General features: G+C 66.1%; 13 protein-coding genes. 8 read left to right on the top strand and 5 right to left on the bottom strand.

The genetic code is table 11. The annotated features are described in order from the left end of the window. The first annotated feature begins 82 nt into the window (after positions 1-82). Both AAFN89_RS09130 and AAFN89_RS09125 read left to right on the top strand, forming a co-directional pair. Complete coding sequence (locus AAFN89_RS09130) at positions 83-1,189, top strand: branched-chain amino acid ABC transporter substrate-binding protein (protein ID WP_347538246.1); 1,107 nt, start codon at positions 83-85, stop codon at positions 1,187-1,189. Positions 1,190-1,298: 109 nt separating this feature from the next. After that, complete coding sequence (locus tag AAFN89_RS09125) at positions 1,299-2,642, top strand: ArgE/DapE family deacylase (RefSeq protein ID WP_347538244.1); 1,344 nt, start codon at positions 1,299-1,301, stop codon at positions 2,640-2,642. Here AAFN89_RS09125 and AAFN89_RS09120 read toward each other — a convergent pair. Beyond that, the gene (locus tag AAFN89_RS09120) at positions 2,632-3,534 is read right to left on the bottom strand and encodes a M23 family metallopeptidase (protein WP_347538242.1); all 903 of its coding nucleotides are present in this window, start codon (positions 3,532-3,534) and stop codon (positions 2,632-2,634) included. The genes AAFN89_RS09125 and AAFN89_RS09120 overlap by 11 nt on opposite strands. On the opposite strand from AAFN89_RS09120, the gene AAFN89_RS09115 reads away from it, so the two are divergent. Further along, positions 3,533-3,790, top strand: a complete 258-nt coding sequence (locus tag AAFN89_RS09115; RefSeq protein ID WP_347538240.1) for a hypothetical protein — start codon at positions 3,533-3,535, stop codon at positions 3,788-3,790. The two genes, AAFN89_RS09120 and AAFN89_RS09115, sit on opposite strands and share 2 nt — an antisense overlap. Positions 3,791-3,838: 48 nt before the next feature. Here the strand turns inward: AAFN89_RS09115 and AAFN89_RS09110 are convergent, their stop codons facing one another. From AAFN89_RS09110 to AAFN89_RS09095, 4 genes are all read right to left on the bottom strand, one after another. Further along, positions 3,839-6,598, bottom strand: a complete 2,760-nt coding sequence (locus AAFN89_RS09110; protein ID WP_347538238.1) for a sensor histidine kinase — start codon at positions 6,596-6,598, stop codon at positions 3,839-3,841. Between the two features lie 3 nt (positions 6,599-6,601). Then, positions 6,602-6,892, bottom strand: coding sequence for a hypothetical protein (locus AAFN89_RS09105; protein ID WP_347538236.1), 291 nt, complete (start codon positions 6,890-6,892; stop codon positions 6,602-6,604). Next, positions 6,892-7,290 (bottom strand): response regulator, encoded by a 399-nt coding sequence (locus AAFN89_RS09100; protein ID WP_347538234.1) that lies wholly within the window; start codon positions 7,288-7,290, stop codon positions 6,892-6,894. Before AAFN89_RS09100 ends, AAFN89_RS09105 begins: the two co-directional genes overlap by 1 nt. An 82-nt stretch (positions 7,291-7,372) precedes the next feature. Continuing rightward, positions 7,373-8,983, bottom strand: coding sequence for a short-chain fatty acyl-CoA regulator family protein (locus tag AAFN89_RS09095; RefSeq protein WP_347538232.1), 1,611 nt, complete (start codon positions 8,981-8,983; stop codon positions 7,373-7,375). Positions 8,984-9,198: 215 nt separating this feature from the next. Between AAFN89_RS09095 and AAFN89_RS09090 the strand changes: the two genes are divergently transcribed. From AAFN89_RS09090 to AAFN89_RS09070, 5 genes are all read left to right on the top strand, one after another. Then, on the top strand, positions 9,199-10,581 hold the full coding sequence (locus tag AAFN89_RS09090) for a substrate-binding protein (RefSeq protein WP_347538230.1): 1,383 nt from the start codon (positions 9,199-9,201) through the stop codon (positions 10,579-10,581). 156 nt (positions 10,582-10,737) lie between these two features. Then, the gene (locus AAFN89_RS09085) at positions 10,738-11,610 is read left to right on the top strand and encodes a branched-chain amino acid ABC transporter permease (protein ID WP_347538228.1); all 873 of its coding nucleotides are present in this window, start codon (positions 10,738-10,740) and stop codon (positions 11,608-11,610) included. Then, entirely contained in the window at positions 11,610-12,629 is a 1,020-nt protein-coding gene (locus AAFN89_RS09080; RefSeq protein ID WP_347538226.1) for a branched-chain amino acid ABC transporter permease, read from the top strand. Before AAFN89_RS09085 ends, AAFN89_RS09080 begins: the two co-directional genes overlap by 1 nt. Positions 12,630-12,638: 9 nt before the next feature. After that, entirely contained in the window at positions 12,639-13,394 is a 756-nt protein-coding gene (locus tag AAFN89_RS09075; protein ID WP_347538224.1) for an ABC transporter ATP-binding protein, read from the top strand. After that, positions 13,391-14,149: an ABC transporter ATP-binding protein gene (locus AAFN89_RS09070; RefSeq protein WP_347538221.1), complete on the top strand. Its 759-nt coding sequence runs from the start codon at positions 13,391-13,393 to the stop codon at positions 14,147-14,149. The genes AAFN89_RS09075 and AAFN89_RS09070 overlap by 4 nt, the downstream gene beginning before the upstream one ends. Positions 14,150-14,305 lie beyond the last annotated feature (156 nt).

Raw genomic sequence — 14,305 nt, 5'->3', positions numbered from 1 at the left:
ATTTTCGACAAACGAACGATGGCGGACCGGCCTTGCGCCCCGTGTGACCGCCGACCATGACGGAAAGAGAAAGATCCCCCAAATGAAGACAATGACGCCACGGTTGCTTCTGGCCCTTCCCATCGTCCTTGCCTGCGGCGCCCTTCCCGCGCAGGCGGAGATCGTCATCGGCTCCGCCGGCGCGATCACCGGCCCGCTCGCCTCCCTCGGCATCCAGGAGCAGCGCGGGGCCGAACAGGCGGTGGCCGACATCAACGCCGCCGGCGGCCTGCTGGGTGAGGAGGTCGTCCTCCGGTTCGGCGACGACCAGTGCGATCCGCGCCAGGCGGTCTCCGTCGCCAACCGTTTCATCAATGAAGGGATCGAGTTCGTGGCCGGGCATCTGTGCTCCGGCGCGTCGATCGCCGCACGCGACGTCTATGCGGACGAGGGCGTGCTGATGATCTCCCCCACCGCCACCGCGCCGGAATTCACCGAGGCCGGCTACGACACCGTCTTCCGCGTGGCCGGCCGGGACGACCAGCAGGGCGCGGTTTCCGCCGCCTTCATCGTTGAGAACTACCCCGAAGCGCGGATCGCCATCGTCAACGACAAGAGCACCTACGGCCAGGGCCTGGCGGAGGTCGTCCGGCAGCAGTTGAACGATGCGGGCATCCAGGAGGTGCTGTTCGAATCCATCACCGCCGGGGAAAGCGACTATTCCGCGCTCGTCACCCGCCTGAAGGCGGAGAATGTCGACATACTATATTATGGCGGCTACCACACGGAGGCTGGGCTGATCGCCCGCCAGCTTCGCGGCCAGGACATGGACACGATCATCGTCGGCGCCGACGGGCTGGCGAATGACGAATTCTGGTCGATCACCGGCGATCTGGGCGCCGGGACGCTGTTCACCTTCGCGCCCGACCCGCGCAACAGCCCCGACGCGGCCGAGGTCGTGGAGCGGATGCGCGAAAGCGGGTTTGAACCCGATGGCTTCGCGCTGCACACCTACGCCGCGATCCAGACCTACGCTCAGGCGGTCGAGATCGCGGGCTCAACGGATGTGGACGCCGTCATCGAGGCACTTAACAACAACACCTTCCAGACCGTGGTCGGCGAACGGTCGTTCGACGAGAAGGGCGACATCACCCAGCCGGCCTATGTGATGTACGAATGGCGCGACGGCGAGTTCACCGAATTGCAGTAACCATCGCGAAGGGGTCCGTCCCGGACGGGACGGGCCCCGGTTCGTCATTGACGCGGCGGGCCCAGCCGATGTGATCTCCTTCCTGGATTCGATCATCAGGGAACCGGCCATGTCTTCATCGTCCCGAACGCGGCTTCGCGATATCGAAACGGCCGCGCCGTCGCTGCCGGCCGGGACGGCCGACCGCATCCTCCAGGCGGTCGACGACGCTTTCGAGGATTCAGTGGCGCTGCTGGGGCGGCTGGTGCGGACGCCGTCGCTGCGCGGGCAGGAAAGGGCGGTGCAGGAGATCGTCGCGGAGGAACTGGCCGCCAGAGGGTACGAGGTGGAGCGGCAGGTCGTCGATCCCTCGGCCTTCGGCGATCATCCGGCCTTCTCTCCGGCGACGATCGACTATGCCGACACCTTCAACGTCGTCGGCCACAGGCGTTCTGCCGTGGCGCGGGGCCGCTCTCTCATCCTGAACGCCCATGTCGACGTGGTGCCGACGGCCGATCCCGCGCGCTGGACGCATCCGCCCTTCGCCGCCGCGCGGGACGGCGACTGGCTTTACGGGCGCGGCGCGGGCGACATGAAGGCGGGGCTGGTCGCCAACATCTTCGCGCTCGACGCGCTGAAGGCGGCGGGGCTTGGCCTCACCGCGCCGGTGCAGATCCAGTCCGTGGTGGATGAGGAGGTGACGGGCAACGGCGCGGCCGCGATGATCGCCGCCGGCCATGTCGCCGACGCCGTGCTGATACCAGAGCCGACGGACGAACAGCTGGTGCGGGCCAATTCCGGCGTCATCAAATTCGCGATCTCCGTGAGCGGCGTGCCCGTCCATCCGCGCGAGGTCGACAGCGGCGTCAGCGCCATCGACGCCGCCATCAGCCTGATGGCGCATCTGCGGCGGTTGGAGGAGCGATGGAACGCGGAGCGGTCGCGCCATGACGGGTTCGGCGACATCGCCAACCCCGCCGCCCTCAATATCGGCACGTTCGCGGGCGGCGAGTGGCCGGCGTCGGTATCCTGCGACTGCCGGTTCGAAGGGCGGATAGGCTTCTATCCCGGCGACGATCCCTATGTCCGGGCGGCGGAATTCGAAGCCTTCGTGGCGGAGGTCGCGGCCGGCGATCCGCGCATTGCCGCCGCCGAACCGAAAATCGACTGGATCGGCGTCATGCAGGGCGGCTACCGCCTCGACCCCGCATCGGACGCCGAACGGCTGTTCCGGGAGGCTCACGGGCAGGCGCATGGCGCGTCGCCCGACGCCTATGTCATGCCCTGCTATCTCGACGCCGCCCTCTTCGCCCTCCATGCCGGAATGCCGGCTCTGGTTTACGGGCCGGTGGCGGAGAATATCCACGGCATTGACGAGAGGGTGAGCCTGTCCTCGATCCGCCGGGTGACCAAGACAATCGCCCTCTTCGCCGCCGGCTGGTGCGGCGTGGAGGAGGCAGGCGCTACCGGCTGAAGGTCCGGTTGCGCACGGGGATCGCGCCGCCGAAGCTGATCGGTACTGCTTCGCCGGTGGCCGCGTCGACGGCGTGGATATGCAGGTGCGGTTCGGTGGTGTTGCCCGAATTGCCGACCGCGCCGATCCGCTGCCCCGCCTCGACAATATCGCCGGCCGCGACCTCGACGCTGCCCTGCCGGAGATGCGCCAGCTCCACCAGCAGCCCCCCGCAGGCGATGATTACATGGTTGCCGGCGGGATTCTCCGGATCGGCCTGCGGCGGCGGCAGGTCCGGCAGGCCGTCCCGAACCTCGGTGATCGTGCCGTCGCACGGGCTGACCACGGGCTTGTTCCAGACCACGTAGCGCGCCGGATCGTCCGGCTGGAACCCGGCGGTGCGAAATCCCGCCGCGTTGATGGCGACGATGTCGGCCGCATGGTCCTGGGCCGGATGGCCGGAATGGTGGTTCAGCAGCGGATTGCCGCCGCCCTGCGCGACCATGAAGCGCCCGTCCTCCAGTGGGAAGGAAAGCGGGCGCGGCTCGTCGGTTGGGAAATAGCCGGCGGCGACATAGACAGCCGCGCACCCGAAGAAGGCGAGCGACAGCATGGTCGCCGCATGGCTCTTCCACAGCGGCGGTCCGTCCCCTGACCGCCACGGGCGGCCAGCATGCCGCCGCCAGGAGAGGAATGTTGCGACCGCCAGCAGCGCCAGAAGCGGGAAGCGCGTGTAGTAGCCGGCGATGTCCCAGCGCCCCACCATCAGGATCAGCAGGACGAAGACCAGGCTGTTGGCGACGATGACGATCCAGCCGGTGCCCGTCCTTTCGTCCAGCCGCCAGATGCGCCACGCGAACAGCAGCGGCATGGCGATGCAGACGAACAGCAGGATCAGGAGAAGCAGGATCATGGGTGGCTGTATAACTTCGCCGCCCGTTCGGGCGATCCATCCTTATCCCGCGCTCGTCGAAGGATCAGAGCCGACATGGTTCGACAGGCTCACCATGAGGTTTTTCCTTATTGGTCATTCCGGACTTGATCCGGAATCCATGGGCCGTCGCCGCTGCGCCGCCGGCAAAGAACCGGCTCGCTACCCGAAATCGTCGATGCCGTATGGATGCTGGATCAAGTCCAGCATGACGTTGTTTTTATTGGTCATTTCATGACGTTCAGGAAATTGCCGCGCCATGAGGAAGCGGAGGAAGCGCAGGGCCTTATGCCGACGCCGCCGCCCTTTCCGCCTCTGCCGGCCTGCTGGCTGCCGCCGGCAGGAAGACGCAGAAGGTAGCCCCCTGGCCGGTTGGCGAGCGCAGCCATAGCGCGCCGCGGTGATGCTCCACGATCTGGCGCGATATCGCGAGACCCAGTCCGAACCCGGAATGGGGGCCGGCGCCGTGCTGGTCGGCCTTGGCGAACTTCTCGAAGATGCGGGCCTGATGGCGCGGTGAGACGCCGCCGCCATTGTCCGTTATGGCGACCAGATAACCATTGTCCCTCGGCCGGCCCTCCACCCTCACCCGCCCCGATGCCGGGTCGCAGAATTTCGCGGCGTTGGACAGCAGGTTGACGAAGACCTGGATCAGCCGGTCCCGGTCGGCATGGATCGGGGAGGGCGCGAATTCCACACGGATGTCGATGGCGACGTTCTTGTCGCGGAAGAGGCCGCCCGTCGCCGCGACCGCCGCCGACAGCGTCGCCGCCGGGTCGATATCTGCCATCCGCCAGTCGGCGTGCCCCTGCTCCAGCCGGGCGATGTCCAGGATGGAATCGAGCAGCCGGGTCAGTCGGCGGCTCTCGCTGGAGATGATCTCAAGGAACTGCCGCGCATGGACGGCGTCAAGCTCGTCCGGGTCGCTCAGGATCTCCGAAAAGGACCGGATGGAGGTCAGCGGCGTCCGCAACTCGTGGCTGATCGTCGTCAGGAAGTCGTCCTTCAGCCGGTCCAGCTCCTTCAATTGCTCGTTCGCCCGGCGCAGCTCGTTCGCCGTCGCCTCCAGCTCCAGCGACTTCTCCTCCAGCCGGCGGCTGTAGACGATCGCCTCCCGCGTCGCCTCCAGGATTTCCAGCACCTCGTCCAGCACCAGAAGCTCGCCCTTGGCGATCGAGGAGACGATGACGCGGGCCGACGCTGCCCCGACGCTACCGGCCAACAGCCTTTCAACGAAGGCCACCAGATCTGCGTCGGCCTCCGGCAGATCGCGCGGCCTGCGGCCACGCTCCTCGGCATATTGCTGGAAGGCCCGCTGCGCGCGCTCCCGGCCCAGGAAGCGCTGGAGCAGCGTGTAGAGGTCGTCGACCGCCGCCGAGCGCCGCCAGACATGGGGCTCGTCCCGCGGCCTGCGGAAAACGTCCACGAACAGGGTCGCCTGCATCCGGTCCAGCACGTCCTGCCGGGAGAAGAGGGAGACCAGGATATAGCCCAACCCGTTCGCCGCCATGCTCCAGAAGACGGCATGGGACAAGGGCTCCCACCCCTCCAGCCCGAACAGCGCCTCCGGACGCAGGAAGGCCAGCCCCCACGGTCCGTCGGTGACGACGGAGGAGGGAAGCCACGTCGAACCGGCCAGCGCCGGCACGATCAGCGTATAGAACCAGGTGACGAAGCCGAGCGTCAGCCCCACCTGCGCGCCGGCCTTGGTCCCGCCTTTCCAGAAGAGGGCGCCCAGCATCACCGGCACGAACTGGGCGACGGCGGCGAACGCCACCAGCCCGATCTGCGCCAGGGGGCCGACGCCCCCCGTCAGCCGGTAATAGGCATAGCCCAGCAATAGGACGACGACGATCCCCGCCCGTCTTATGAACAGCAGCAGCCGGGTCAGGTCGCCGCGCGCCGTCAGCCGAAGCCGCGGGATGCGCAGCAGGCAGGGCATCACCAAATCGTTGCAAAGCATCGTGGAAAGCGCGATGGCGGAGACGATGACCATCGATGTCGCCGCCGACAGCCCGCCGATGAAGGCGAAGATGGCCAGCGCGTCCTGGCCCTGGACGATCGGCACGGTCAGCACGAAGAAGTCCGAATTGCTGTCGGGCGACAGCGTCGTCAGGCCGGCGGCGGCGATCGGCAGGGCGAACAGGCACATCAGCAGGAGGTAGAGCGGGAACAGCCACGCCGCTGTGGTCAGGTGGCGTTCCTCGACATTCTCCACGATGGCGATATGGAACTGGCGCGGCAGGCAGATGATCGCGGCCATGGAGAGGAAGGTCATGGTCAGCCATCGCGCCTCGTAATCGGCCGGCAGGACATAGAGGCTCCGCAGCGCGCCCGTGTTCAGGACTCCCGGATCGCCCGTATCGGGGCTGAGGAAGAACAGCGCGAAGATCCCGACGGCGAGAAGCGCCGCCAGCTTGACGCAGGATTCGAACGCGATCGCCGCCACCACACCCTCATGATGTTCGCTGGCGTCGATATGGCGGGTGCCGAACAGGATCGCGAACGCCGCCATGCCCATCGCCGTGATGAGAGCGGCGCCGGAGATGACGGCCGGTGGGATGTCGGGCAGGATTCCCGTCCCGCCCGTTGAGCCGTAATAGCTGATGAGAACGGCGAAGCTGGTCGCCACCGCTTTGAGCTGGAGGGCGATGTAGGGCATCGTGCCGACGACGGCGATCAGCGTGACGATCATGCCCAGGCTGGCGCTCTTGCCGTAGCGCGAGGCGATGAAATCAGCGATCGAGGTGATGCGGTGCGCTTTGCTGATGCGGGCGATCTTCCTCAGGATGAACCACCACCCCATGAAGACGATCGTCGGTCCGGTATAGATGGTCAGGAAGATCAGCCCGTCCCGCGCCGCGGTGCCGACCGCGCCGTAATAGGTCCAGGAGGTGCAGTAGACCCCTAGCGACAGGGCGTAGGTGATCGGCGACCGCACCAGGCTGCGGCCGGCGCGGGCGCGGCGGTCGCCATAGAAGGCGATGGCGAACAGGAGTCCCAGATAGGCGAGCGAGACGGCGACGACGACGGTCGTGTCGAGCATCGCTCAGCCGTCGCCCCGGCTGGGCGCGGTTTCTGTCGGCGACGCCTCCAAAGGCGGCGGGCCGTCGGAGAGGCGGGGCAGCCGCGATTGTTCGGCCGCTTGCAGCCTGTGGGCTAGGACGCCGCCGGCGGCGATGACGATCAGCCACGCGCCGAAGGCGTAGAGCGGCAGAAGGGGGATGCCCGCCACGGTACGTCCCTGGGCGAAAATCGACAGGATCGGCGGCGACAGGAGCAGGAAGGCGATTACCGTCAGCACCCCGGCGCGATCGACCAGCCGTTCGATGCTGGGCATCAGCCGGCCGTGGCGAAGGGCTGTTCGGGCTTGGGCTCCCGGATCAGCGTATTCACCCGCCGCACCACGTCCTGGTTGGAGAAGGGCTTGGTGACGAAATCGTCGACGCCGTATTCGAAGGCCTTGCGGCGGTCGATCTCCCGCCCCTTGGCGGTGAGCATCAGGACGCGCATGCCGAAGCCGTCGCCGTTCCGCAACGCCTCCAGAACCTCGAACCCGTCGCAACCCGGCAGCATGATGTCCAGAAGCAGCAGGTCGGGCTTCTTTTCGCGCGCCGTCTCGATGGTCCTGGGCCCGTCGCGCGACACCATGACCTCGAAGCCCGCCCGCTCCATCAGGAACGACAACGCCTCGACGATATTCTGCTCGTCTTCCGCGATCAGGACGGAATGACCCATCTCGTATTTTCCTCCCCTGCTCGGCTCCCGGCGATCTTCTTTTTGCGGATCGTTCGGAATCTCGATGCCTCCCGATCAAATCTTATGAATGATTTGCTTTCCTGTCATTAACGCCTTCGTCTGACTCCATCGACGGGCTCGGCATCGGCGCCCGTTCGAACGCGCGCTGGGCGCAACCTTCCAGCGGGCATTGCCGGCAGGTGATGCCGACCGGCGTGACGACGCCCCGCGCGCCGAGGTCCATCCCGTCCCCATAGACCATCCGCCGGGCGTGGGAGATGTCGCATCCTATCATCACCGAATGGCGGCCGCGCGGCGCGCCATGTCCGCCCGCGCCCTTTGTCAGCGCGCGGGCGACGAACAGGTAGGTTTCCCCGTCGGGCAGCCGGGCCACCTGCCGGACCGTCTCGCCCGGCATCCGGAACGCGTCATAGACGATCCAGCGCGGGCAGGCGCTGCCGTAACGGGGCAGCCGCAGGCCCGAGGCGCTGAACCTCTTGGAGATGTTGCCCGCTATGTCGGTGCGCAGGAAATGGAAGGGGATGCCCTGGCTGCCGGGGCGGCGCAACGTCGTCAGCCGGTGGCATATCTGCTCGAAGCTGGCGCCGAACCGCGCCTCCAGCAGTTCCAGGTCGTAGCGAAGCTCCTGCGCCGTCGACAGCATCCGGTCGTAGGGCAGGAGGAGCGCGCCGGAGAAGTAGGTGGCGAGCGCGCGCCGGCAGCGCCTTTCCGCCTCGGGCGTGGAAAACTCCCCCGACGCCATGATGTCGCCGAACAGCTCGGAGCCGGCCAGATGTCCGATCAGTCTCGCCATCTGGAATCGGGATGATGCCGGAGGCAGCGCGGCCGACAGCGACAGCACCCGCCCGGCCTCGTCATAGCGGTGACGGTAGGGGGAGAGTTCCTCCGGCGGCACCACGGCGATCGACACCTTGTGAACGCGCGCGAGATGGCGCGCCAGCGCGTCGGCGGACGTGCCGCCATCGATCTTCAGATCGTCGAGCGTGGCGTCCGCCATGGCCTCGATGCGGGGGAAGTAGTTCGCGCGGTCGGAGAAGAAATCCTCCACCTCCTCGGCGGGGGAAGGGCGGGGGCTGCGGCCGCCCTTGCCGCCCAGGAAGTCGAACATCTCCGTCGCCAGTCCGGTCAGCTTCTCGCTTTCGCCGACCAGCATGCCGGTGAAGCGGCCCCGCTGCTCGTCGGTCAGGTCGCCATGGTCCTGGAGGATCTCCGAAAAGGTGCGGATCGTGGTGATGAGGGTCAGGATCTGGTAGCTGGCCTCCGCCAGGAACGGGTCCTGGCTGATCCGTTCGCTCAGGAGGGTTGCCTGGTTCCGGGCGTCGCGGAAGGAGCGGTAGACGGAGAGAAGGACATGCGCGCTCTTCGGGCTGCTGGCGACGATCTCCCGCGCGTCCTCGGCCTGGAAGGCGACGCCGGAAAGGGCGGGGTCGGCCGCGATCTCGATCAGCTCCGCGATCAGGCGGGCTTCCTCCGTGCCCGCGAGCGACCGGCTCTCCACCTCCAGCGCCTCGGCGAGGCGGTGAAGCAGCGCGCCGCCGATGACGCGCCGGTCATGTTCGATGAGGTTGAGATAGCTGGGGGAGATGCCGACCTGGACGGCCAGCGCCGTCTGGGTGATGGACAGTTCCTGCCGGCGGCGCCGGATGCGGTCCCCGATCGGTGCTCTCGCCACCCCGGATTCTCCCCCCTCCTTCGAAGCAGCCGGTTCATCGCCGGCTGTCAGTTTTTTACAGATTATCCGTGAAACAGTTTAGATTTTTACAAAATATTCCTTTCAAGTCAACTGTTTATTGCGGTCATTGACAGTCCTGGCTTACGATTCGGTGGGCTCAAGAAGGCTTCAAAGCCGCGCCCGCGCAACCGTTTCTCAATTTCCGGAGGGAGGAAATGACAGATCGCGACAAGAAAGCGCCGACAAATCCGTCGAGGCGCACGATCCTGAAGGGGACGGCAGCCGGCGCCGGCGCTCTCGCTTTCTCGGGCATCGCCCCATCCTATTTCATGCGCAACGCCTGGGCGCAGGAATATCCCGCGCTCGGCAACTTCCCGGTCAGCGGAAGCACCGCGACTTACGGCTTCGTCGTTCCACTTACCGGCTCTTATGCCGATGAGGGCGCGGATGAGCTGAAGGCCTATGAACTGGCCGTCAAGCACATCAACGAAGGCGGCGGCATGCTCGACACCATGAAGCCGTTGTCGCTGACGGGGCAGGGAGTTCTGGGCAAGAAGATAGAGTGGGTCCAGGGCGACGCCCAGACCAATCCGGACGCCGCCCGGGCGGCCGCCCGCCGCATGATCGAACGCGACAACGTGATCATGTTCTCCGGCGGTTCGTCCAGTGCGGTCGCCGTCGCGCAGCAATATCTCGCCCAGGAAAAGGGCGTGATCTTCATGTGCGGCCTGACCCACTCCAACGACACCACAGGCAAGGACCGGCGGCGCTACGGGTTCCGCGAATTCTTCAACGCCTACATGTCCGGCCAGGCGCTGGGTCCGATCGTGGCGCAGGAATACGGCACCGACCGCGTCGCCTTCCACCTGACCGCCGACTACACCTGGGGCCACACGCAATACGAATCGATGAAGGATTCGACCGAGCGCCAAGGCTGGACGACAGCGAACAACATCATGACGCCGCTGGGCACCAGGGATTATTCGCAGTACCTGACGGCGGTCCTCAACTCCGAAGCCGACGTGCTGGTGCTGAACCATTACGGCGCGGACATGGTGAACTCGCTGACCCAGGCCATCCGCTTCGGCATGCGCGACCGCCAGGTCAACGGCAAGGACATGGTCGTGGTCGTGCCGCTCTACAGCCGCCTGATGGCGGCCGGCGCGGGGCTGGAGAGCATCGAGGGCGTGCTGGGCACCACGAACTGGCACCAGACCGCCGGAGACCCGGGTTCGGAAGCCTTCATCAAGGCGTTCGAGGAGGCCTATGGCGCCCCGCCGTCCCAGGCGGCCCAGACCGTCTATGTCCAGACGCTGCTGTTCTCCGACGCGGCGGAACGGGCCGGCACCTTCTACCCGCCGGAGATGATCAAGGCGCTGGAAGACCACGAGTATGACGGCATGGGCCCCAGCCCTTCCCTCTACCGGGGCGCGGATCACCAGGTGTTCAAGGACATCTTCGTGGTGCGCGGAAAGGCTCCCTCCGCTTCGACGAGCGAGTTCGACCTGCTGGAGGTCGTCCAGCAGGTGCCGCGCTCCCAGGTGGAATACCCGCCCGACATGATGCCGGGCGAACTGGGTCCGTACGAGCCCGCGTAACGACCCCGGGAAGGGTCCTACGGGGTTAAAGACAGCGCCCGCCACGGCTTCACCCGCGGCGGGCGCGGGTTTCGGTGGCCTTCCCCGGCGCGGGAAATTCTCGTTCCCGCGCCGGGGACGGTCCGCCTCTCTTCAGAGCGCAGTGGAATTGAAACCATGAGCCTTTCCAGCCTCGCGCTGCAGATGCTGACAGGTCTCCAGATCGGCGCGATCTATGTGCTGATCGCCCTTGGCCTGACATTGATCTTCGGCACCCTCGGCGTCGTCAATTTCGCCCATGGCGCGCTGTTCATGATCGGCGCCTATCTCGGTTATGTGATCTCCGAGGCGACCGGTCATTGGGCCGCTTTCATCGCCGTGCCGATAATCCTCTTCGTGATCGGTGTCGTGCTGGAGCGGGGGCTTATCCAGTTCTTCTACAACCGGCCGGTGACGGACCAGATCCTCGTCACGTTCGGGCTGGCCCTGGTCGTGCAGGAGACGATGCGCTGGATTTTCGGCGGCACCAACCTGCCCTATTCCACGCCCGACTGGGCGATCATCCCGATCGATATCGGCATCGGCTATTATCCCCCTTGGCGTCTGGTGATCGTCGCCGTGACGCTCGTCGTCGTCGCCGCCGTCTTCAGCTTCCTGCGCTTCACGCGCTTCGGGCTGGTCGTGCGCGCCGGCATGCGCGACCCGGAGATGCTGGGCTTCCTCGGCATCGACGTGCCCAAGCGGTTCACGCTGGTCTTCGGCATCGGCGCGCTGCTGGCCGGCATCGCCGGCGTGGTCGGCGGGCAGATCACCGGCGTCACGCCCGAGGTCGGTATGTCCGTCCTGGTGCCGTCCTTCCTGGTCGTCGTCATCGGCGGCATGGGTTCGCTCTGGGGGGCGGTCCTGGCCGGCCTGATCCTGGGCGAGGCGATCAGCCTCTCCGTGCTGATCTACCCCGCCATCACCCAGGTGATGGTCTATATCGTCGCCGCGGTGGTCCTGCTATGGCGTCCGCGCGGCCTCATGGGCCTTAAGGGAGTGGCCGAATAATGATCAGCGGCTTTCGCACTCAGTCCGTCGGCCGCGAAGCGGCCGTCATGACGGCGGTCGGAATCGTCATGGTTCTGCTGCCCTTCATCCTGCCCCTGATCGGCGGCTATCAGGAACTGGCGACCCGGATCCTGCTCTGGGCGATCTTCGCGCTGGGCTTCGATATCCTGCTGGGCCTGACCGGCTTTCTCTCCTTCGGCCATGCGGCCTTCTGGGGCGGATCGGCCTATATCGCGGGCTTCACCCTGCTGCACCTGACGCCCAACGTGATCCCGGCGCTGGTCATCAGCGTCACGGTCGTGACCCTGATGTCGGTGCTGCTGGGCTATCTGACGCTCCGCCGCCACGGCATCTACTTCGCGGTGCTGACTCTCGCCTTCGCTGAGATGTTCTATTACCTGGCGCTCGCTCCGCTCCAGACCTGGACGGGGGGAGACAACGGCCTCACAGGCATACCGACGCCTTATTTCCTTGGCTTCGAGATGCAGGAGGAGAATGTCTACGCCCTGGTCGCCGTCTTCGCCTTCATCGGCGTCTATATCGCCCGGCGGATCGCGCGATCGCCCTACGGGCTGATGCTCAGGGCGATCAAGTCGAACGAAACGCGGCTGACCGCCAGCGGCGTCGATGTGTGGCGCTACAAGATGATGGCCTTCATCATCAGCGGCAATTTCGCGGCGGTCGCCGGTGCGCTGACCGCGATCTACGAAACCTATGTGCCGACCGAATCCCTGCATTGGACCACCTCGGGCGAGGTGGTGATGATGGCGGTCATCGGCGGTGTCGGGACCCTGTTCGGCCCGATGCTGGGCGCGGCGATCGTCCTCTTCCTGGAGAACGTGCTGTCCGCCACGACGGAGCTGTGGCTCCTCATCCAGGGCCTGATCTTCATGGCGTTCGTGATCTTCCTGCCGGGCGGCGTGATGGATGGCGGCCGGCGGCTCTACAGGCTCGCCACCCGCCGGCGTCACGACGACAAAGGCAAGATCGCCGTCCGCCCCCAGCCGCACGAGAGTTGAGGTCGTTCGATGTCGCTTCTTGAAGTATCCGGCGTCAGCAAGCGGTTCGGCGGCCTCGCCGCCCTGCAGGACGTCAATCTGAATATCCACGAGGGGTCGATCCACGCGATCATCGGCCCTAACGGGGCGGGCAAATCCACGCTGTTGAACGTGCTGACCGGCCGCATCGCGCCCGACAAGGGGACGGTGATGTTCAACGGCGAATCTCTGCTGGGCCTCGCCCCCTACAAGATCAACCAGAAGGGTGTCGCCCGCGTCTTCCAGACGCCGGAGATCTTTCCGGAGATGACGCTTCTGGAGAACATCGCGATCTCGGCCCTCTCCGCCCGGGACGGCAGTTTCAAGCTGAACTTCCTGGAACACCCCCGGAAGCTTTCATCGGTCCGCAAGGAGGCGGAGGAGGCGCTGGCGGAGGTCGGGCTGAACGGTCACGAGGACCAGGAGGCCCGCCACCTGTCGCGCGGCGACAAGAGGCGGCTGGAACTGGCCGTCTGCCTCGCCGTGAGGCCGAAGCTGCTGCTTCTCGACGAGCCGACGGCCGGTATGTCGCAGCACGACACCCAGGGCACGATCGAGCTTCTGAAGAAGATCTCCGCCAGGGGCATGACCAAGATCATCATCGAGCACGACATGGGCGTCGTCTTTTCGCTGTCGCAGCGGATTTCGGTGCTGCATCAGGGGCGCGTCATCGCCGACGGCACGCCCGACGAGATCCGCGCGAACGACGCGGTCCAGGAAGCCTATCTGGGGGGCGCACACATATGAGCACGCCGGCGACCACTCTGGCCGAAGACCGGACGCGACCCTCGTCCGGCGAACCGCTGTTCCGCTGCCGCGACCTGCACGCCTATTACGGCGAAAGCTACATCGTCCAGGGCGTCTCGTTCGAAGTCGCCCATAACGAGATCCTGGCCCTGCTGGGTCGTAACGGTGCGGGCAAGACCTCGACGCTGCGGACCATTGCCCGGGCAAAGACGCCGGAGCTGAAGCAGGGGGAAATCTGGCTCGACGGGCAGGCGGTCCACCAGATGCCGACCCATGGCGCGGCGCGGGCCGGAATCTCGCTGGTGCCGGAGGACCGGCGGATCATCGCCGGCCTGACGGTTGAGGAGAACCTGACCGTGGCCCAGGTCGCGCCGACGGCGGGATGGGAACTGGAGCGCATCTACAGCCATTTCCCGCGGCTGGCCGAACGGCGGCGGCAGGAGGGCATCACCCTGTCGGGCGGCGAACAGCAGATGCTCGCGATCGCCCGGGCGCTTGCCCGCAATTTGAAGCTCCTGCTTCTGGATGAGCCCTATGAGGGGCTTGCTCCCCAGATCGTGAGCGAGATCGAGGCGATCCTGGTCGAGTTGAAGAAGGCCGGGATGACCGTCATCGTCGTAGAGCAGAACGCCATCGCCGCGCTGCGCATCGCCGACCGTTGCGCCATCCTGGACGACGGCAAGATCGTCTTCGACGGCAGCCCGTCGGCCGTCCTGGACGACGAGGAACTGCGCCGGGACTACCTGGCCGTCTAGTGCGATGGTTTCAACGCTTGGTTCCCAAGCGTTGAAAGCTGAATCGCACTAGATTCAATAAGTTGGTGTTCCGATGCCGACGGATGGGAACCATCCGTCGGCATCGGAACACTAGAAATCGATCCGCGGGGGCGGGAGCCGGGAACGGCGGATAAA

Source organism: Inquilinus sp. CAU 1745 (assembly GCF_039839375.1).
Taxonomy (GTDB): Bacteria; Pseudomonadota; Alphaproteobacteria; order DSM-16000; family Inquilinaceae; genus JBDOQU01.
The sequence above is the reverse complement of the archived record's forward strand: the minus strand, read 5'-3'. Positions and strand labels throughout refer to the sequence as shown.